The sequence below is a fragment of the Pararhizobium sp. IMCC21322 genome (assembly GCF_030758295.1).
Taxonomy (GTDB): domain Bacteria; phylum Pseudomonadota; class Alphaproteobacteria; order Rhizobiales.
On record NZ_CP132335.1, the window covers coordinates 1,246,687 to 1,266,488 of the forward strand.

At 53.6% G+C, this 19,802-nt stretch carries 17 protein-coding genes and 1 other RNA gene; 10 read left to right on the forward strand and 8 right to left on the reverse strand.

Features of this window, described 5'->3' with window-relative positions:
• Positions 1–31: 31 nt before the first annotated feature.
• Positions 32–997 carry an adenosine deaminase gene (locus RAL91_RS06075; protein ID WP_306260578.1) on the reverse strand — a complete coding sequence of 322 codons (966 nt, stop codon included), beginning with the start codon at positions 995–997 and terminating at the stop codon, positions 32–34.
• 5 nt (positions 998–1,002) lie between these two features.
• Positions 1,003–1,887, reverse strand: coding sequence for a phytanoyl-CoA dioxygenase family protein (locus tag RAL91_RS06080; protein ID WP_306260580.1), 885 nt, complete (start codon positions 1,885–1,887; stop codon positions 1,003–1,005).
• 168 nt (positions 1,888–2,055) lie between these two features.
• Between RAL91_RS06080 and argB the strand changes: the two genes are divergently transcribed.
• Together argB and RAL91_RS06090 are read left to right on the forward strand one after the other, a co-directional pair.
• The gene (gene argB / locus RAL91_RS06085; protein ID WP_306260583.1) at positions 2,056–2,961 is read left to right on the forward strand and encodes an acetylglutamate kinase; all 906 of its coding nucleotides are present in this window, start codon (positions 2,056–2,058) and stop codon (positions 2,959–2,961) included.
• Positions 2,962–2,988: 27 nt separating this feature from the next.
• Positions 2,989–3,717, forward strand: coding sequence for a pyrimidine 5'-nucleotidase (locus RAL91_RS06090; RefSeq protein ID WP_306260585.1), 729 nt, complete (start codon positions 2,989–2,991; stop codon positions 3,715–3,717).
• Between the two features lie 106 nt (positions 3,718–3,823).
• On the opposite strand, the gene RAL91_RS06095 is transcribed toward RAL91_RS06090, so the two are convergent.
• Positions 3,824–4,273: a cupin domain-containing protein gene (locus tag RAL91_RS06095; RefSeq protein ID WP_306260588.1), complete on the reverse strand. Its 450-nt coding sequence runs from the start codon at positions 4,271–4,273 to the stop codon at positions 3,824–3,826.
• A 415-nt stretch (positions 4,274–4,688) separates the two neighbouring features.
• On the opposite strand from RAL91_RS06095, the gene RAL91_RS06100 reads away from it, so the two are divergent.
• From RAL91_RS06100 to recR, 7 genes are all read left to right on the forward strand, one after another.
• Positions 4,689–5,855: a winged helix-turn-helix domain-containing protein gene (locus tag RAL91_RS06100; protein WP_306260590.1), complete on the forward strand. Its 1,167-nt coding sequence runs from the start codon at positions 4,689–4,691 to the stop codon at positions 5,853–5,855.
• Between the two features lie 96 nt (positions 5,856–5,951).
• Positions 5,952–6,227, forward strand: coding sequence for a hypothetical protein (locus tag RAL91_RS06105; RefSeq protein ID WP_306260591.1), 276 nt, complete (start codon positions 5,952–5,954; stop codon positions 6,225–6,227).
• 401 nt (positions 6,228–6,628) lie between these two features.
• Positions 6,629–7,054 (forward strand): DUF2852 domain-containing protein, encoded by a 426-nt coding sequence (locus tag RAL91_RS06110; protein WP_306260593.1) that lies wholly within the window; start codon positions 6,629–6,631, stop codon positions 7,052–7,054.
• 53 nt (positions 7,055–7,107) lie between these two features.
• Positions 7,108–7,207: signal recognition particle sRNA small type (gene ffs, locus RAL91_RS06115), an RNA gene on the forward strand.
• Positions 7,208–7,278: 71 nt separating this feature from the next.
• On the forward strand, positions 7,279–9,117 hold the full coding sequence (locus RAL91_RS06120) for a DNA polymerase III subunit gamma/tau (protein WP_306260595.1): 1,839 nt from the start codon (positions 7,279–7,281) through the stop codon (positions 9,115–9,117).
• Positions 9,118–9,120: 3 nt separating this feature from the next.
• Positions 9,121–9,444: a YbaB/EbfC family nucleoid-associated protein gene (locus RAL91_RS06125; protein ID WP_306260597.1), complete on the forward strand. Its 324-nt coding sequence runs from the start codon at positions 9,121–9,123 to the stop codon at positions 9,442–9,444.
• 9 nt (positions 9,445–9,453) lie between these two features.
• Complete coding sequence (recR, locus tag RAL91_RS06130) at positions 9,454–10,047, forward strand: recombination mediator RecR (protein WP_306260599.1); 594 nt, start codon at positions 9,454–9,456, stop codon at positions 10,045–10,047.
• Positions 10,048–10,120: 73 nt separating this feature from the next.
• Here the strand turns inward: recR and moeB are convergent, their stop codons facing one another.
• Together moeB and mutS are read right to left on the reverse strand one after the other, a co-directional pair.
• Positions 10,121–10,882 (reverse strand): molybdopterin-synthase adenylyltransferase MoeB, encoded by a 762-nt coding sequence (moeB, locus tag RAL91_RS06135; RefSeq protein ID WP_306260601.1) that lies wholly within the window; start codon positions 10,880–10,882, stop codon positions 10,121–10,123.
• Positions 10,879–13,566 (reverse strand): DNA mismatch repair protein MutS, encoded by a 2,688-nt coding sequence (mutS, locus tag RAL91_RS06140; RefSeq protein WP_306262808.1) that lies wholly within the window; start codon positions 13,564–13,566, stop codon positions 10,879–10,881. The genes moeB and mutS overlap by 4 nt, the downstream gene beginning before the upstream one ends.
• 192 nt (positions 13,567–13,758) lie before the next feature.
• Here mutS and RAL91_RS06145 point away from each other — a divergent pair, with 192 nt between their 5' ends.
• Complete coding sequence (locus tag RAL91_RS06145) at positions 13,759–16,041, forward strand: NADP-dependent malic enzyme (RefSeq protein ID WP_306260603.1); 2,283 nt, start codon at positions 13,759–13,761, stop codon at positions 16,039–16,041.
• 205 nt (positions 16,042–16,246) lie between these two features.
• Here the strand turns inward: RAL91_RS06145 and RAL91_RS06150 are convergent, their stop codons facing one another.
• From RAL91_RS06150 to RAL91_RS06160, 3 genes are read right to left on the reverse strand one after another with little or no spacing between them, the layout of a single operon-like run.
• Entirely contained in the window at positions 16,247–17,251 is a 1,005-nt protein-coding gene (locus RAL91_RS06150) for an Hsp33 family molecular chaperone (RefSeq protein WP_306260605.1), read from the reverse strand.
• Positions 17,252–17,311: 60 nt separating this feature from the next.
• Positions 17,312–18,232: an ornithine carbamoyltransferase gene (gene argF / locus RAL91_RS06155; protein WP_306260607.1), complete on the reverse strand. Its 921-nt coding sequence runs from the start codon at positions 18,230–18,232 to the stop codon at positions 17,312–17,314.
• A 36-nt stretch (positions 18,233–18,268) separates the two neighbouring features.
• On the reverse strand, positions 18,269–19,477 hold the full coding sequence (locus tag RAL91_RS06160) for an aspartate aminotransferase family protein (RefSeq protein ID WP_306260608.1): 1,209 nt from the start codon (positions 19,475–19,477) through the stop codon (positions 18,269–18,271).
• Positions 19,478–19,802: the final 325 nt, after the last annotated feature.

Genomic DNA, 19,802 nt, shown 5'->3' on the forward strand with positions numbered 1-19,802 from the left:
GCCTGAGGGGATTCAGTCAGGTTTTACACCGTTAATCTTCAAACAGGCGCTGAAACAGGCGCTGTCGCGTCGGCTCGTCCACAAAGGCGGCTTCAATCGCCTGATGGGTAATCGCCACCAGATCAACAGCGGCAAGCTGGAATGCTGTTGCCCCTTCTTCATATTCCTGACCGATGCTGGTCTGGAAGAAGGGCGGATCATCGGAGTTGAGTGTCATGCGCACACCGGCGGTTCGAAGCGCCGTAAACGGATGCGTGTCACGACCGCTGCACAAGCCAAGTGATACATTTGAGCCGGGGCAGACTTCCAGTACGATGTCTTCCTCGCGCAGCCGGAGCAGCAGGTCTGCGTCCTCGACAGAACGCACACCATGGCCAATCCGCTTGACATCCAGTTCATCAAGGACGGCGCGCACACTTTCCGGCCCGGCAAATTCACCGGCATGGGCCGTCAGACCCATCCCCGCATCCGCAGCCGTCTGAAACGCTTTGGCAAAATCCGCCGGATGAAACATGCGCTCATCGCCGCCAATGCCAAATCCTGTAACCATGGGATGGGGATGCGTGTGCAACAGGCGCGCAACAGGCTCGGCCCGTTCCGGCCCGAAATGGCGCACGCAAGTGACGATGATCCGGCCTTCAATACCGGTTTCATTACCCGCCCGCTTTATGCCATCTGCCAGCGCCTCAATGTAAGCGGTGTAGCTCAGCCCTGCCAATTCCGCATGATCTGGAGAGGCAAAGATTTCTCCATAGATCATGCCTTCTGCCGCTGCGCTGCTGAAATAATCATGGGACAGATCACTGTAATCCTGCTCGGTGATAAACACTGCCGCTGCCCGGTCATAGGCATTCAGGAAACTGGTAAAATCATGCCAGATGTAATGCCCGTTTGCATCAATCAACCCGTCGATTGAAATCCCGTTCTGGGCAGCTTTCCTGCGCACAAGGGCAGGCGAGGCCGCGCCTTCAATGTGACAATGCAGTTCTGCTTTCATCACCATTATGCAAAACCTCTGACCGGCATATCAGATGCACGTTTGAGCCAGTTATCTTCAGCCCAGTCCGCCTTGCGGTCAAACATATGAAGTGCGTAGGCCTCGCGAGAGCGTGGACTTGTATTGGATGCGGAGCTGTGTGGCACAAGCCCATGGATCACAACCAGCGTGCCTTTGGGTGCTTCCAAAGCTTCTTGCGGACCCTGTGGTTTGGCGTCAGATGTCTGCTCCATGATCAGATCATCGCCATCATAATGGAACCGCTCCAGCAGCCCGGCCTTGTGACCCCCGGCCTGTCCGATCAGGCAGCCATTGCTCTGATCTGCATCTTCCAGCGCAAACCAGAAGCCGGTTGTGGTCATGGGGCTTGTATAAAGAAAGGTGGAATCCTGATGCATGCCCACCTCGCCGCCAATGAAGGGCTGTTTCATGATCACCATGGATTGCACCAGACCCGGATCCTGCAGTCCCAGCGCCTCTGCAAGATTGCCAAGTTTTTCAGATCGTGAAAACCGGTCAAATTCCGGATCAAGATCATGCAACGCATGGCCGATCTTATTGAGCGCCTGATGCTTTGGCTTCACCAGTTCGCCTTTGGCATCAAATGCTCCGGTCTCGAAGAAGAAGCGGATTTTATCGCCGGATTCCTTGAAATAGAGATCCCGTGCATGGGCCTGATCATCTGTTGAAAAGGTGCTGCGCACGCTTTCGGGATCAAACGCATCCACCAGCCCGGCAATCCTGGCTTTTAACGCGTCACAGGCGGCATCGCTGGCAAAACCTTCCAGAATCAGAAAACCGTTTTCTTCATAAAAGGCCAGCATTTCCGGTGTTGGCCTGCCATCGGCAGGACTGATAAAACGTTTCGCGACAGGCAAGTCAGATTGCATTTTAATCACTCCGGTCAGACAGGTGGGCTTCGCAAGTCAGTTGATCATCTGTGGTTTCACTGAGGTTTGTTTCAACCATCATGTCAAAACGCTGGAAAGTCCACTGGCACGAAATCGGGAAAACGCCTATAGCTGACCTTTCATATTCACAATTCCCGCCCAGAGTTCATGACCGATAGCGACCAACTTCTTTCTTCACCCAGCGCCCAGGCGCAACTTCTGTCCAAAGCGCTTCCCTATATGCAGCGCTATGATGGTCAGACCGTTGTTGTAAAATATGGCGGTCACGCCATGGGAGACGCGTCACTGTCCCGCGCTTTTGCCCGGGATATCACGCTGCTGCATCAATCCGGCGTTTTACCTGTTGTCGTCCATGGTGGCGGACCACAGATCGGGCAGATGCTTCAGCGTCTTGGTATTGAAAGCAAATTTGAGGGCGGATTGCGGGTGACCGATGAAGCGACGGTTGAAGTCGTGGAAATGGTTCTGGCCGGGTCTATCAACAAGGATATTGTCGCTTCCATCAACAGCGAAGGCGGTCGCGCCGTTGGGCTGTGCGGTAAAGACGGCAATCTGCTGACGGCCCGAAAACTCGCCCGCAGCATGATGGATCCTGACAGCAATATTGAGCGGATCATTGACCTTGGCTTTGTCGGTGAACCGGTGAATGTGGACAGCACTGTGTTGCAGATGCTGGCGCAGAGCAAACTCATCCCTGTCATTGCGCCGGTGGCTCCGGGCAAAGATGGTGAGACTTACAACGTCAACGCAGACACGTGCGCAGGCGCTATCGCTGGCGCACTCTCTGCACGTCGACTGCTGTTTTTGACCGACGTTCCCGGTGTTCTGGACAAGAACGGAAACCTGATCAAACAGCTCACCGTCTCAGAAGCTGAAGCGCTGATTGCTGATGGAACGATTTCCGGCGGCATGATTCCAAAGGTCGAAACCTGTATTGAGGCATTGGAACAGGGCGTATCCGGTGTCGTTATCCTCAATGGCAAAACCAGACACGCGGTCTTGCTTGAACTCTTCACAGAACATGGTGCTGGCACGTTGTTCGTGCCGGGCTGACTCTCCCCCAAAACAGATCGAGACATAATGACCGTTGAAAAACTTGAGCCGCATGATGCGGACGATTTGATCGCTTTTGACCATGTCAGCGAGTGGGTCTTTGATCTCGACAATACGCTTTATCCACGGCATTCCAATCTGTTCGATCAGATCGACAAGCGCATGACCACCTATGTGGCGCGCCTGATGAACCTTGGGCGCGATGAAGCAAGAATCATCCAGAAGGACTTTTATCACCGCCACGGGACGACCTTGCGCGGCCTGATGCTGGAACAACAGATCGACACGGACGAGTTTCTGGAATTTGTCCATGACATCGACCACACCCCCATTGAACCCAATCCCGAACTTGCCCAGGCCATCAAGGCGTTGCCAGGACGTAAGCTGATTTACACCAATGGATCGCGCAAGCACGCCGAGGCTGTGGCTGACCGATTGGGAATTTCAGAACATTTTGAAGACATTTTCGACATTGTGGCCGCTGATCTGGAGCCAAAGCCAGATCCGGCACCGTATGGCAAGTTTTTTGCCATGATGGGTGTTGATCCAACACGGGCGGCCATGTTCGAGGACCTGCCGAAAAATCTGCGCGTTCCCAGGAATGAAGGCATGGTCACAACCCTGCTTGTCCCGCAAGGCACGCGTGACGTGTTCCACGAAGAGTGGGAGCTGGAAAAACAGGATGGCGATCCGGTGGATTTTGTCACCGACGATTTGACAGAATTTCTGCAGGAAATTCTGGCGGTCATCCGCTGATTTAGGGCGCGTTTTGTGGCCATGTTGGGTTGCTGTAAATATTAGGTTTACGAAACGATTTCGACAAACGCCAAATTCGAAATAGCCTGGATTTGGTTCCGGTGTCTCAAGCTAGTATTTCAAGTCCTTCATCTTTACAAACCTTCGCGACCCATTCCATATCGAGTTCGGGTGAATTTGTCGGCCAGTCATCAGCACCGACTTCAAGGTCTGTGCCACATATTTTGAATACATTTTCATGGATCGCGCCGGGCACATTCAAGATCAACATCCGGGCCTCGGAATCAGAGGTGTTTTGAAAAGAGTGCACACCTCCTTTGGGTACTTTTACAAATTCGCCGGGACCCGCATTCGTGACAACACCGTCGACGGTGAATTCTACAGTTCCTTCGCGGACAAAAAATGATTCAGCATCGTCGGGGTGGCGGTTCTGTGGCGCACCTGCCGATGGTAACAAGGTGGCGTCACATAGAAAATACCCGTCGCTCTCGCTCGACGTGAGGAAATGCATTTTCATACCCATCAAATACATTGTTCGTTTGGTTTGCCGTTCCATTTTTCTCTGCCCTTTTAGTTTGTTTCGTTGGTAATGAAGCCCAGCATCATAAAACTATGAGGTCGGAATTACGCCATGCCAGCCAAGTGAATATTTTACAGAATTCCTACAAACCGAGTGGTATCCATTTTGCTGATTTTGGTAGTATGTCCCCAAAACGCCTGATCGGCTTTCATCGAGGTTTTTCTGGCCCAGATCGATATGTCACCCAGTATTTTGGCAAACCGATTGTTATTGCGCACAATGATTGTTGGGTTAGACTGATCTGGGTGGAAGAGATTGTTCATTTGGTGCCTCGGGGGATGTAAGTGGTTGTTGAACTAACAATAGAAGGCTCCCGAGGGCCTTGCATGATGATTGGCTTACCGTTGGCTCATCAGACCGTTTGTTTTGCTAACCGCAGGCTTATTTTTTTGTGATTTATCAATTTGGCGTCTTTCAGCTCGATATCGATGGCCTGGAACTCAGCAAGGATGGCGCGCTCGTAAAGTTGCAACCGCAAGCCTTTGCGCTGTTGAGTTTTCTGATTGAAAATCGTGACCGGGTGGTGACGAAAGACGAGGTGATCGACAAGGTTTGGGATGCACGTGTGGTATCCGATGCAACACTCAATACTCGGATTAACGCTTTGCGCCGGGCTTTGGGTGACAGCGGAGTCGTTCAATCGGTCATCAAGACCTTTCCAAGACGCGGGTTCAGGTTCGTCGCCAGCTTGAACGACAGCACTCCGGATTCCTCTGTTGCGGTGCCAATGCCAAATACAGATTCAAAGCCTTCCATAGCGGTGTTGCCATTTGTCAACATTAGCGGTGACGCGGAGCAAGAATTTTTCGCCGATGGTATTACGGAAGATCTGGTCACATCCATGTCTCGGATTGGTGGACTGTTCATCACGGGGCGAAACTCGACATTTGCCTACAAAGAATCTCGCACTGATATCAAAACAATTTCTGCGGAGCTGAATGTCAGATACGTTTTGGAGGGCAGCGTCCGGACGGCAGGAAAACGTGTGCGTGTATCAGTTCGACTGTCAGTGGGTGCCACCGGCGAACAATTGTGGGCCGATCGATACGACCGCGAATTGGACGATATCTTTCTCATACAAGATGAAGTGACAAACAGTGTCGTCGGCCAGTTGGCCCCTGAAATCTATTCCGCTGAGAATGCAAGAACGCAACGTATTCCACCCCAAAACCTTGATGCTTGGGAGTGTTTCGTTCGCGCAATGCATCAATACAGTCTTCAATCGGCAAAGAGTAGTTCAGAGGCGATCCGATTGCTCGAGCGCGCCACTGTCCTTGATCCGGAATATGCGCAGGCATGGGGCTTGTATGCACTGACCATGGCTTGGCGAGCGATCCAACGACTGGAGCCGTTTGATGAAGCCGTTGCGCTCGCATCGCGTGCCGCAGAAGCAGCCATTGCAGCTGACATAAATGAGGCATGGGCCCATATGGGATTGGGTATGGCGGGTATGGTAGCGCGCCAGCAATCAAAAGCTGTCATGGGTTTTGAACGGGCGGTCGAACTCAGTCCGAATTTCGCATATGCTCATGCTATGTGCGGCGCGGCGAACGCCTAGGGCGGCAATCCGGAAAAAGCCATCAAATGTATAGACCTTGCGATCAGACTTAGTCCACGGGACGCCTTTCTCGATAAATTTTATGTCTACTATTCGTTGGCGTATTTTCAAGGTGCAGATTACGAAAAAGCCGCTTTGGCCGCTGAACAGGCAATACATCTGAAACCGGAACACCCCAATACCCACATGTTGGCGGCGGCGTCTCATGCTCTGGCTGGAAATTCAGAACAAGCAATACTGGCATTAGCCAATTTCAAAGACTTGGTTCCAGGCAAAAATGCAGCCAATGTTGAACGGGCGATTGCCTATACCAATTTGGCAGACCGCAAACGACTGGCTAACGGACTTCGGCTCGCTGGCCTTGAGGGCTGAAGATTTCTACACGATAAGCGAGAGTGCCAGGTCCGCTCGTGATTTTTCAGATTTGTGACCATCCGGTGAACTTGTTCACAGGGGATTTGAGCGTATTTGAGCTGAAAACCCTCTCTGTCATAAGCTGATCGAGGACGTCAATTTAGCGTCTTTTTATGGACAATGGCTGTTTATAAGTCACTCATTTGGAGATGATCATCTGTGTGAAGTCACCTCGGTAAAAAAATCGACAAAAAACAGCGTTTTTTTGGAAATGTAAAAATAATACAATAAAAACAATATCTTGTGACATAATAATGGACCCGGATTTTCCGGGAAAAGCTGAAAAATCGATCAATTTTACCTTGAATGGGGCGTGAAACTCACCACCTGAAACTCATCAACTGAACGAGAGGGTGAAAATGATACACGCAACTACTGCAGACCAAAGAAATTGTTCAGGGCCGTTTCGCAGCCGCCGTTGGACGCCTTTTAACACCGTCGTCATGATTTTGGGATTTGTCCTGTTTTGGCCGCTTGGCCTGGCGATGCTGGCTTACATAGTATGGGGTGATAGAATGACTGGAAATCTTGCAACAGCACGCGACCGGATGGATGGGTTTGGTTCAAAATTCAGCCGTGACCGCCGTCCAAGCTATCGTGCACAGCCAACTGGCAACGCTGCTTTTGACGAATATCGCTCTGCCGAATTGGCACGTCTTGAAGAAGAACGCTTGAAAATTGATGAAATGCGCGCCGAGTTTGACGCGTTCGTAGACAATCTGCGTCAGGCCAAAGACAAGAAAGAGTTCGACAAGTTCATGTCGAGCCGTTCATCGTCTGAATAAATTGCTTTAAACGGCACCTTGCAATCTCCTGCATTTCGGACGATATGAAGTGTGGGAGGTTGGCGTAGGACGGACCACTCGCCAACCGGGTCAGATCCGGAAGGAAGCAGCCCTAACGAGATTCCGGTTCGGGTCTTTGTTCAGCCTCCCACTTTTCAAACAGCGCTGCAGATCCCGGCGGGATTTTGCGGCGGTCTTATGAAGCGGGTTATTGGCAAACAAACATGAGCGATCAGGAAAACACCGCCTATCGCGTTCTTGCCAGAAAGTACCGCCCTTCCACATTTGACGATCTGATTGGTCAGGCACCCATGGTGCAGACCCTGACCAACGCCTTCAAGCTGGGCCGCATTGCGCAGGCTTACATGCTGACCGGCGTGCGCGGAGTGGGCAAAACCACAACAGCTAGAATTCTGGCACGCGCCCTGAATTACGAAGTATCGGCAAAGGATGGTCAGGAAGCGATAAACGCACCAACCATCGACATGCCCGAACTTGGCGAGCATTGCACTGCCATTATTGAAAGCCGTCATGTTGATGTCATTGAAATGGATGCGGCCTCGCACACATCCATCAATGACATTCGTGAAATCATAGAAGCCTCACGCTACAAGCCGGCGAGCGCGCGCTATAAGGTTTACATTATCGATGAGGTGCACATGCTCTCCACAGCGGCCTTTAACGGCCTGCTGAAAACACTGGAAGAGCCGCCGGCACACGTCAAATTCATCTTTGCCACCACGGAAATCCGAAAAGTCCCTGTTACAGTGCTGTCCCGTTGTCAGCGCTTTGATCTGCGCCGCATCGATGCTGACACCATGACCACCTATCTGAAAGGCATTGCGGGCAAGGAAAATGTGTCGATTGCGGATGAGGCCTTTCAGCTTCTGGCTCGCGCCAGCGAAGGCTCTGCACGTGACGCTCTGTCCTTGATGGATCAGGCCATTGCCCATGGTGCCGTGAAGGGGAGCGGTGACATTGGCGAAGAAGACCTGCGCGATATGCTGGGTCTGGCTGACCGGGCGCGTGTCATCGACCTGTTTGAACTTTTGATGTCGGGCAAAATTGCGGAAGCTCTGGCGGAATTCAATGAGCAGTATAATTCCGGCGCAGACCCGGCGGTGGTCCTGACCGATCTGTCCGAGTTCTGTCATTTGCTGACCCGCCTCAAAGCGGCACCTGATGTGGCAGATCAGGGTGCATTGTCTCCGCGTGAAAAAGAACGCGGTGCCGAATTGGCAGCGCAATTATCCATGCGGGTCTTATCTTCAACATGGCAGATATTGCTGCGCGGCCTGCAGGAAGTCGCCAATGCGCCAAAACCGCTGGCGGCTGCAGACATGGTGCTGGTGCGCCTGGCCTATGCGGCTGATTTGCCAAGTCCCGACGAAGCCTTGCGGCAATTGAAAGACCAGACGAGCGCTGCGCAAAACGCACCAGCCAGCGCAGGTGGTACCGCTTCACCATCTGGTGGCAGTGTGAATGCACAAGGCTCACGGCCAGTGCAGGCCATATCATCCGGTGGTCCGCAACTGCGTGCCGTTGTGACAGAGCCCGAGCATGAGGCTATGACATTGGCTGACGAGAGTATTGCGCTGCCAGAAACGATTGCTGAACCGGTTTCCGATCCCATTTTGAACGGCGAACCTCAGCAACAGCCGAAGTCGCTGGCCGATATTGCAGCTATGGCTTCTGAGAAACGCGATTTGATGCTGAAGATGGCGGTAGAGCGCTATATGCGTCCGGTGCGGTTTGAAGCGGGCCGAATTGAAGTTGCCATGACGCCGGGTGCCCCCGCAGGAATTGCTGGTGATCTGGGTAAAAAATTGTCCGACTGGACCGGCCAGCGCTGGATGGTTTCAGTGGTGCAGGCTGAAGGCGCTGCCACTTTGCATGAACAGGCCGAAGCCGACAAGACACGGAAAATGGCTGAAATTCGTGCCCACCCACTGGTTGCTGCAGCACTGGAAACCTTTCCCGGCGCGCGCATTGTGGATGTGGTAGATCGCGATCTTAGTCAAGACACAGATAACAAAGACACAGATAAGAATGAACAGGAATAAATCATGAAAGACATCATGGGCATGATGAAACAGGCACAGCAACTGCAACAGAAAATGCAGGATGCGCAGGCCGAAATCGGCGAGCTGGAAATTGAAGGCACGTCCGGGGCAGGTCTGGTCACCATCAAACTGTCCGGCAAGGGCGATATCAAAGGCATTTCAATTGATCCATCGCTGATCAATCCTGAAGAACCCGAAATGCTGGAAGATCTGATTATGGCCGCTCATAACGACGCCAAATCGAAATCTGAAGCCGTCATTGCTGAAAAAATGCAGAGTGTGACCGGGGGCCTCAACCTGCCGGAAGGTCTGAAACTTCCTTTCTAGGCACTTTTGATGACCGGTTCTGAAATTGAGCGGCTGATCCAGCTTCTGGCCAGGCTTCCAGGGCTTGGCCCCCGCTCGGCCCGCCGCGCAGCTTTGCACCTGATCAAGAAGAAAGATGAGTTGCTGGTGCCGCTGGCCCGGGCAATGGGTGTCGCGGTCGATAAGATTCAGCTTTGCAGCAATTGCGGCAATGTGGATACGATTAATCCCTGCACCATCTGCACCGACCCGCGCCGCGATGACACAGTGCTGGTGGTGGTGGAAGATGTGGCTGATCTCTGGGCGTTGGAGCGGGCAACCGCAACACGGGGACGCTACCACGTACTTGGCGGAACCCTGTCACCGCTGGATGGTATTGGTCCGGAAGATCTGTTTATTGCCAAGCTGGTGGAGCGGGCTGGAGCGTCCGAAGTCAGCGAGGTCATTCTGGCCGTCAACGCCACGGTCGATGGTGTGACAACGGCCCATTACATCACAGATCAGATTCAGGGTCTGGATGTTGCAATCACACGCCTTGCCCATGGTGTGCCTGTGGGCGGCGAGTTGGATTATCTGGACGAAGGCACGCTCAGCGCGGCCATGCGGAGCCGGACAAAGTTCTGAGTTTTGTTGTTGTGTGATGTACCTTATGGATCCTCGGACTTGTTCCGAGGATCCACGCCGCTGGCTGCGACCTTTAACCGGTTTTGCGCCCGTATTTCACCGGATAAAACAGCATCGACCCTGCATCAAACAGTAAATGCCGACCTACCAGTAATTCGCCTGCGCCGGTGATTGCCTTGACTACTTCCAGCGCCTGAAGTGAGCCGATTACGCCGGGCAAGGCGCCCATAATGCCGGCTTCCTCACATGTCAGCACCGTACTTTCATCAGGTGCTTGCGGAAACAGATCCCGGTAACGCGGGTTGAGTGTGCCGTCCGCCCGGGTCAGAAAGGGCTGAAGGGTTGTGATTGAGCCGTCAAAGCGGTTGACGGCACCGGTTACCAGCGTTTTTTTCAATTGCTCGCAAGTATCAGCCACCAGAAAACGAGTGGCGAAATTATCGCTGCCATCCGCCACAATATCATACCGGGAAATGAGGTCGGAAGCGTTGGCTTCATCAATGCGCATATTGTGCAGGTCCAGAACCGGATGCGGGTTGATGGCTGTCAGGAATTCAGCCGCGCTTTCCACTTTGCTTTTGCCAACATTCTGGGTCGTATGCACAATCTGTCGCTGCAAATTGGAAAGGCTGACATGATCATCATCAACCAGACCCAGATGACCCACACCGGCTGCAGCCAGATACATCAGCACAGGGGCACCAAGGCCTCCGGCACCCACGACCAGAACACGCGCGGCCTTCAGCTTCTGTTGACCTGAACCGCCGATTTCCGGCAAGACCAGATGGCGCGCATAGCGCTGAATTTCTTCCGGGGAGAGCGGTGCATTGCTCATTGGCTCTGTCTCAGTTTCTTCAATTGGTAGAGGGCCTCAAGCGCCTCGCGGGGCGTCAAATCATCCGGGTCAGTTGCGTCCAGCTCTGCCAGTGCCTTTTCATCCTGCGACGCCATGGCTTTGGCAGGCTTGCGCTCAGGAGACACAGAAAACAGTGGCAGATCGTCAACCAGCGTGGTTTTCGAGCGTTCCCGTTCCTGCGCTTCAAGCTGCTTTAAAACATCGCGTGCCCGGCTCAGTGCAGCTTCTGGAAGCCCCGCCAGTTTTGCCACCTGAATGCCGTAGGAACTGGTGGCAGCGCCCGGCACGATTTCGTGCAGGAAGACGACATTGCCATCCCATTCCTTGACGCGAACTGTGGCGTTGGACAGCCGATCCAGCGTTTGCGACAGCGCGGTCAGCTCATGGTAATGAGTGGCAAACAAAGCGCGTGAGCTGTTGATGGCATGCAAATGTTCAACGGCTGACCAGGCAATGGCCAATCCGTCATAAGTCGCCGTGCCCCGACCAATTTCATCGAGTATGACCAGTGCCTTCGGCCCAGCCTGATTGAGGATTGCTGCCGTTTCCACCATCTCGACCATAAAGGTAGAGCGGCCGCGTGCCAGATCATCAGACGCACCAACTCGGCTGTACAGCGCATCAACAATGCCGATATGGGCGTGCGTGGCAGGCACATAGGAGCCGATTTGCGCCAGAATGGTGATCAGCGCATTCTGCCGCAGAAAGGTTGATTTACCAGCCATGTTGGGTCCGGTCAGAAGCCATATCTGTCCGGCTTTATCACCTGACAGCGTGCAATCATTGGCCACGAACACATCGCCCGCCTGCCGAAGCGCCTGTTCCACCACAGGGTGTCGCCCTCCTTCTATGGCAAAAGCCAGACTGTCATCCACATCCGGGCGGCAGTAGTTCTCGCTGTCCGCAAGCGTGGCCAAAGCGCAGATCACATCCAGCTCGGCCAAATTGCGGGATAATGACTGTATCGGTTCGGCAGCGGCGCTGACCTGGCCCAAAAACCGGTCAAACAAATTCAGTTCCAGTCTCACCGCCGCGTCGGCGGCTCCCGCAATCCGGCTTTGCAGAGCACTGAGTTCAGTTGTCGTAAACCGCATGGCATTCGCCATGGTCTGCCGATGGATGAAGCGCTGGTCAGCATCATTCTGCAGCGCTGGCGCGTTTTGTGCGGTTACCTCGATAAAGTAACCAAGCACATTATTGTGCCGAACTTTAAGTGCTTTAACACCGGTTTCACTGGCATACTGGTTTTGCAGCCCGGCAATAATCTTGCGGCTTTCATCGCGCAGCCCACGATGTTCATCCAGCTCTCCGGTATATCCGGTGCGAACAAACCCGCCATCTCGCTTGAGCAAGGGTAGATCATCGGCAAGTGCGTTGGTGAGCTCATCCGCAAGCGCTGCCAAATCTCCGGTGCCAGCCTCACTGAGAGTCTGCCTGATGTCTGCAACCAGACCATCAGAACCATCCAGATCAGCGGAGAGGGACCGCGCTCCGGACAAGCCATCACGAATTGCGGCCAGATCACGTGGGCCACCACGATCCAGCATCAGGCGCGACAGTGCTCGTGCCATATCCGGCAGACGTTTTAATTGTTTGCGCAGATCTGAAAGACCAGCCGGGTTCTTTATGGCCCACGCCAAGGCATCTTGTCGGGCCTGAATGGTGGCGACATCGGTTGAGGGCGCGGCCAGACGCATGGCCAGCAACCGGGCGCCAGCCCCGGTAACCGTGCGGTCAATGGCATCAAACACACTGCCGGACCGCTTGCCGGACAAGGTATGCATCAATTCCAGATTGGCCCGTGTGGCTGCATCAATCGACATGCCACTGCGCGCAGCCTCCCGCTCCGGGACGGACAATGGAGGGCGCGCACCGATCTGGGTTTTTTCGACATAGGACAGAATTGCGGCGGCTGCAGACAACTCAACACGTTCAAAACTGCCATGACCTTCCAATGTCTTCAGGTCAAAAAACCGGCATAGCCGACCGTCTGCGGTCGCACCGTCAAAAAACACTTTTGGAACCGGGCTAACTGTCGTGCTGCTGCCCTCCAAAAGGGTTTTGACCTCGTCATCATCCAGCAGCGCATCAGACAGGATCAATTCTTTTGGATCAATGCGGGCAAGGGCAGCTGGCACCTGCATCGTGTCCAGCGCTCTGACAAAAAATGCACCAGTGGACATGTCAATCCAGGCCAATGCGAAGCTGAAGGGTCCGGATTTTGCATGCGCCAAAGCAGCCAGAAAACTGTTCTGGGCGGCATCGAGCAAGCGTTCCTCGGTGATTGTACCGGGTGTCACAAGGCGCACCACATCGCGCCTCACCACCGATTTGGCACCGCGCTTTTTTGCCTCTGCCGGATTTTCCATCTGCTCGCAAACGGCCACTTTGTGGCCAAGCGAAATCAGCTTCTGCAGATAATCATCGGCTGCATGAAACGGTACGCCGCACATGGGGATATCGTCCCCAAGATGTTTGCCGCGTTTAGTGAGCGTAATGCCGAGCGCCTTGCTCGCGACTTCCGCATCGTGGAAAAATAATTCGTAGAAGTCGCCCATGCGATAGAACAAAAGCGAGCCCGGATTTGCGGCCTTGATCTCGATGAACTGGGCCATCATCGGCGTCAGTTTTGGCTCAGCAGACGGATCGACTGCAGTCTTCATTGCAGAACCGTTTTCTGTTTGGTGGTCATCACTGGAGGATTCGTCGGTGCGCATGGTCCTTCAATAGCAAATAAACCAGCGTAATTCACGCGGGATTGTCGTCTTCACCAAACCACACCTTGTGGATAACGCCCCGTCTCGCTACGTTGCTGCTCCAATTTAAAAATCAACAAATTAAAAACAGGAAACGCCATGCCAGCAACGGACAAGTCCGGCAAAAGCAAGATCCCGATGACCGATCAGGAAGCGTTGCAATTTCACCAGCAGGGCCGACCCGGCAAGCTGGAAATCACACCAACAAAACCTATGGCAACACAGCGCGACTTGTCGCTGGCCTATTCACCAGGTGTGGCGGTGCCGGTAAAGGCCATTGCGGAAGATCCTTCACGCGCTTACGACTATACGACACGCGGCAACATGGTGGCCGTTATCACCAATGGCACAGCTATTCTTGGCCTCGGTAATCTTGGTGCGCTGGCCTCCAAGCCGGTGATGGAAGGCAAGGCCGTCCTGTTCAAACGGTTTGCTGATGTCGACAGTATTGATCTTGAAATTGACACCGAAGATGTCGGCGAATTCATCAATGCCGTACGCTATCTGGGGCCTTCTTTCGGGGGCATAAATCTGGAAGACATCAAGGCTCCGGATTGTTTCATCATCGAGCAGCGTTTGCGTGAATTGATGGATATTCCGGTATTTCATGATGATCAGCACGGCACTGCCATCATTTCGACTGCGGGATTGATCAACGCCCTGCATCTCACCGGGCGCGACATCAAGACCACAAAGCTGATTTGTAACGGTGCAGGGTCTGCCGGGATTGCCTGTATTGAATTGATCAAATCCTTGGGCATGCCCCATGAGAACATCATCCTGTGCGACACCAAGGGCCCGATCTATCAGGGCCGCCAGGAAGGCATGAATCAGTGGAAATCTGCCCATGCGGTGCCGACAGAGGCGCGCACTTTGCTGGAAGCGATGGAGGGTGCGGATGTGTTCTTTGGCCTGTCTGCGAAAGGCGCTCTGACCGCAGATATGGTCCGTGCCATGGCTGATCAGCCGATCATCTTTGCCATGGCCAATCCTGATCCTGAAATGACACCTGAGGAAGTTGCCGAAATTCGCGACGATGCGATTGTCGCAACCGGTCGTTCGGATTACCCCAATCAGGTCAATAATGTCCTTGGCTTCCCTTATATTTTCCGAGGTGCGCTGGATGTGCGCGCTTCAACCATCAATGATGAAATGAAAATTGCAGCCGCGCGCGCGCTTGCTGATCTGGCACGCGCTGACGTACCCGATGAAGTGGCCGCGGCCTATCGTGGGAACCGGCCCAAATTCGGCACGGATTACATCATTCCGGTGCCATTTGATCCAAGGTTGATTTCGACTGTGCCAATGGCAGTGGCCAAAGCCGCCATGGAGTCGGGCGCTGCCGGCAAGCCCATCGTCGACATGGATGCCTATCAGGCTGAATTATCCGCACGCCGTGACCCGACCGCCAACGCCTTGCAACGCATTATTGCCAAGGTCAAACGCAATCCAAAACGGGTTGTGTTTGCGGAAGGTGAAGAGGAGCAGGTGATCCGTGCTGCGGTCAGCTTTGTTTCACAGGGCCTGGGGACTGCCATTCTGGTTGGTCGTGAGGATGAAATTCATAGCACGGCCAAATCCGTGGGTGTGGAACTGGGCGGAAAGATAGAAGTTGTCAGCGCCAGAAGCTCAAATCGCAACAAAGACTATGCAGACTTTCTGTACGCCCGCATGCAGCGCAAGGGCTATCTCTATCGTGATTGCGTGCGCCTGATGAACACCGACCGTAATTATTTCGGCAGCGCGATGGTCGCCCTGGGAGATGCGGACTGCATGGTCACTGGCATCACCCGAAACTATTCCACTGTGCTGGAAGATGTGCGGTTGATGATTGACCCAAAGCCGGGTCACCGTGTCATTGGTATGTCAATGGCCATTTGCCGTGGCCGTACAGTGCTGGTGGCCGATACAGCTGTCCACGATATGCCAAATGCCGTTGAGCTGGCCGATATTGCGGAAGAAGCCGCCGGTGTTGCCCGGCGTTTGGGCTATGAGCCTCAAGTTGCCATGTTGGCCTATTCCACCTTCGGCCATCCACAGGGCGAACGCTCCGAGCGTGTTCAGGAAGCAGTGAAAATTCTCGACAAGCGCCGCGTTGACTTCGAATATGATGGCGAAATGGCAGCAGATGTTGCCCTGAATGCGGATGTGATGAGTTCCTATCCGTTCTGTCGCCTGACCGGCCCGGCCAATGTGCTGGTTATGCCAGCGTTCCACTCTGCATCCATCTCTACCAAAATGTTGCAGGAACTGGGTGGTTCAACAGTGATTGGCCCGCTTCTGGTTGGTTTTGACAAATCGGTCCAGATCATGCCGATGGGCTCACGCGACAGCGATATCGTCAACATGGCTGCCATTGCGGCTTATGGCATTTCTGGCTGATGGAGGATGAGTGCCAAGTCATTGAGCGCATTGGGTTCTCGGAACAAGTCCGAGAACGACGGGGTTAAGCCTTTACGCCAACCCCGGCAGGACTGGATTTACCCTCTCCGCCGTCACCCTCGGACTTGTTCCGAGGGTCCACAATTTGTTGGTGTTCCAGCAATTACCCAAGAAGCAATCACCTGGGAAGCAACCGTCCTGAAAATCAGGACGGCTTCAAAAGCGTTTTCGGATCAAAGTCATATCTGCGGGCGCAAAACTCACAGGTCACTTCAATCTGACCGCTGTCAGCAATGCTCTCGACCACTTCTTCGCGGCTGAGTTGGCTTAAAACCCCACCGACCTTCTCTGCAGTGCAGGAGCATTTGTCATGCACTTCCAAAGCATCATAAACCCGGACACCGCGTTCATGAAAAAGACGGAACAGAAGCCGTTCTGCTGACAAATCCGGGTCCGCCAGTTCATTTTCCTGCAATGTGTCGACAAGCGCCAGAGCTTCCAGCCAGGCGTCATCATCATCCGGTAGCCCGGCGTGATATTCGTCATCGGCGACACCGCCACCTGGCAGGTCCTTTTGAACAAGACGGTCCGAGGCGTGAGGCAGAAACTGGACCATCATACCACTGGCTTGCCAGGAATGACTGGTTTCGCCGGAATCAGACCGGGTGATCAATTCGGATACGGCCAGTCGGATACGGGTTGGTATCTGTTCAGAGCGCTCGAAATAATCATGGGCGGCATCTTCCAGTGAACCACCCTTCAATTCCACATAGCCCTGATACCGGTTCATATATTGCCCCTGATCAATGGTCAGAGCCAGCGTTCCGGTTCCAAGTAATGACCCTGAATTGGCATCGTCGGCAGCTTCCAGTGCGGCCACACGGTCAGCATCAAATTTGGCGGTTGCGCGATAGTCACCCGGAGCCTGCATATCGACCACCAACAACGAGACCGGACCATCTGTTTGTGCCTGCACAATCATTCGGCCTTCCAGCTTGACGGAAGCTGCAAGCATAACCGTCAGTGCCGCAGCTTGCCCCAGCAGACGGGACACCGCCTTTGGATAATCATGGCGTTCCAGAATGCTGTTCAGGCTCTGGTTCAAATGCACCATGCGGCCGCGCACATCCAGTGCGTCAACCGAAAACGGCAGCACTTCATCGTGTCCCGGAGCCTTCGTGAGAACGTCCAGAGTTGTTTGATCTGTCATGGCAGACCTTTCTAAAGCATCATGTGAGCAAAGCAGCTATCTAGGAACTGATCTCAGGATTTAAAGAGCATCAAACGCCCAAACCAGAATTCCCTTATGGGCATGCAACCGATTTTCCGCCTGATCGAACACAACTGACTGAGGCCCGTCCATAACGGAATCCGTCACTTCCTCATTGCGGTGTGCAGGCAGGCAATGCAGGAAAATGGCATTCTCGTCTGCCCGGCTCATCAGCCGATCATTGACCTGATACGGCATCAGCAGATTGTGACGCCGCCCAGCATCATCATCGCCCATGGACACAAATGTATCTGTCATCACCACATCACAGCCAGCAACCGCTTCCTCGGGATCGGTCGCGACGACAAGATCCGCACCTTTTGCCCGTGCATCTTCTATCAGTGCCGGGTCCAGCGAAAGGTCCGGTGGACACGCCATCCGCAATTGGAACGGAAACTTGGTTGCAGCTTCCACCCAACTGGCCAGCATGTTGTTGCCGTCACCACAATAGGTGATGATTTTACCGTCAAGCGAACCGCGATGTTCTTCAATCGTCTGGATGTCGGCCATGATCTGTGTCGGGTGCGCCCGCTGCGTCAGACCGTTGATGACCGGAATGGTGGCATATTCCGCAAGTTGCGTAACATCCTCGTGGCTCAGCATACGGATCATGATTGCGTCCACAAACCGCGACATGACACGCGCGGTGTCGGCAATGCTTTCACCACGGCCAATCTGCATTTCGCTGCCATTGAGCATGATCGTTTCACCGCCCAACTCGCGCATGCCCACATCAAATGAAATGCGCGTGCGGGTTGAGGGCTGCTCAAATACCAAAGCAAGCACCTTGCCGGCAAGTGGCTTTTCGGGCGCAGTTCGGCGGATTGATTTCAGGCGTACTGCCTCATCCAGCATGGCGCGCAGCGCCTCTGTCGAATGATCTGCAATCTGCAGGAAATGTCTTGTGTTCGTATTGGCCATGGAACGACCTCGTTAGAATTGTTTATTATGTATCGATCAGTTTGCTGGCTTCAGGTCTGCAAATGCAGCATCCATTCGGTCAATGGCGGCATTGGCTTCGTCCAGCGTGATTGTCAGCGGCGGCAAAAAGCGTACAACATTGTTGCCCGCACCAACCGTAAGCAGATGATGCTTGCGCGCCGCTTCCACCATAGGTCCAACACCATTTGGAAACGCATCAGCTTTTAGCTGCAGGCCGAGCATCAGCCCTTCACCTCGGATGCTCTCAATCTGGTCCGGATATGTGTCGGCCAGTTCTGCAAGTCGCTGCTTGATCCGCAGGCCTTTCTGCTGAACTTCTTCCAGAAAGCCCGGAGCCAACACAACATCCAGAACGGCATTGCTGACGGCCATGCCCAGAGGATTGCCGCCGAACGTGGAACCATGAGTTCCAGCGGTCATGCCGGAAGCTGCTTTTTCAGTCGCAAGGCAGGCGCCAATTGGAAACCCGGCTCCAATCCCTTTGGCAATGGCCATGATATCCGGTGTGATGCCGGCCCATTCATGAGCGAACAGCTTGCCGGTCCGGCCAACACCCGTTTGAACTTCATCCATCACAAGCAAAATACCATGCTCATCACACAGTTCACGCAAGCCACGCAGGCATTGGTGAGGAACAACGTTCACCCCGCCTTCACCCTGAATGGGTTCGATAAGGATGGCAGCCGTTTCATCAGTGATGGCAGCTTTCATGGCCTCATGATCGCCAAAGGGAACCTGGTCAAAACCACCGGCTTTCGGACCGAAACCTTCCAGATATTTTTCCTGACCACCGGCGGCCAATGTCGCCAGCGTCCGGCCGTGAAAGGCCCCTTCAAAGGTCAGAATGCGGGTCCGTTCCGGCGCGCCATTGACGAAGTGATAGCGCCGCGCAGTCTTAATCGCGCATTCCATCGCCTCCGCCCCTGAATTGGCGAAGAACACCTTGTCAGCAAAAGTGACGTCTGCAAAACGCTGTGCCAGTTTCTCCTGACCTGGAATCTTGTATATATTGGAGACGTGCCAGACCTTGTCTGCCTGTTCTTTCAGGGCAGAGACAATATGAGGGTGGCCATGGCCGACCGAAGACACCGCAACACCACCGGCAAAATCCAGATATTCCTGATTGTCGGCAGTATATAGTCGCGCACCTTCGCCGCGTTCAAAGCTTAGCTCCGACCGTGCATACGTGCTGTAAAGCGCGGAGTCTTGCGCCTGCGATACCATAATCCTGTCTCCGTCAGTCCAGATGTGGAAGAAATTCCAATAAAAAATGCCGCCCTTCCGACTCTGTCGGTTGGCGGCGCCACATCGTTTAATGGACCTTACATACAGCCTAAAGGTCTGAATTCAAAGACCCTTTATCAAAGCCCATTTAATCGCATTAAATTTTACCGGATTCGCGGACTTTGGCTGCGACAAAAAAAACGGGGAAAACAAATTTAATTGGCCTCCGACTCTTGTCACAGACTCACCGCATATTGTAGTTTCAATTTAGTTAAGTACGACATATCGTGTCGCGTTTCCAATACCCCCTATATGCGGTGTTCGC

Excerpts from the sequence above, each read along its gene's own strand:
- RAL91_RS06075 (WP_306260578.1), bottom strand. The coding sequence starts at position 997 with ATGAAAGCAGAACTGCATTGTCACATTGAAGGCGCGGCCTCGCCTGCC.
- RAL91_RS06080 (WP_306260580.1), bottom strand. The coding sequence starts at position 1,887 with ATGCAATCTGACTTGCCTGTCGCGAAACGTTTTATCAGTCCTGCCGAT.
- argB (WP_306260583.1), top strand. The coding sequence starts at position 2,056 with ATGACCGATAGCGACCAACTTCTTTCTTCACCCAGCGCCCAGGCGCAA.
- RAL91_RS06090 (WP_306260585.1), top strand. The coding sequence starts at position 2,989 with ATGACCGTTGAAAAACTTGAGCCGCATGATGCGGACGATTTGATCGCT.
- RAL91_RS06095 (WP_306260588.1), bottom strand. The coding sequence starts at position 4,273 with ATGGAACGGCAAACCAAACGAACAATGTATTTGATGGGTATGAAAATG.
- RAL91_RS06110 (WP_306260593.1), top strand. The coding sequence starts at position 6,629 with ATGATACACGCAACTACTGCAGACCAAAGAAATTGTTCAGGGCCGTTT.
- RAL91_RS06120 (WP_306260595.1), top strand. The coding sequence starts at position 7,279 with ATGAGCGATCAGGAAAACACCGCCTATCGCGTTCTTGCCAGAAAGTAC.
- RAL91_RS06125 (WP_306260597.1), top strand. The coding sequence starts at position 9,121 with ATGAAAGACATCATGGGCATGATGAAACAGGCACAGCAACTGCAACAG.
- recR (WP_306260599.1), top strand. The coding sequence starts at position 9,454 with ATGACCGGTTCTGAAATTGAGCGGCTGATCCAGCTTCTGGCCAGGCTT.
- moeB (WP_306260601.1), bottom strand. The coding sequence starts at position 10,882 with ATGAGCAATGCACCGCTCTCCCCGGAAGAAATTCAGCGCTATGCGCGC.
- mutS (WP_306262808.1), bottom strand. The coding sequence starts at position 13,566 with ATGAAGACTGCAGTCGATCCGTCTGCTGAGCCAAAACTGACGCCGATG.
- RAL91_RS06145 (WP_306260603.1), top strand. The coding sequence starts at position 13,759 with ATGCCAGCAACGGACAAGTCCGGCAAAAGCAAGATCCCGATGACCGAT.
- RAL91_RS06150 (WP_306260605.1), bottom strand. The coding sequence starts at position 17,251 with ATGACAGATCAAACAACTCTGGACGTTCTCACGAAGGCTCCGGGACAC.
- argF (WP_306260607.1), bottom strand. The coding sequence starts at position 18,232 with ATGGCCAATACGAACACAAGACATTTCCTGCAGATTGCAGATCATTCG.
- RAL91_RS06160 (WP_306260608.1), bottom strand. The coding sequence starts at position 19,477 with ATGGTATCGCAGGCGCAAGACTCCGCGCTTTACAGCACGTATGCACGG.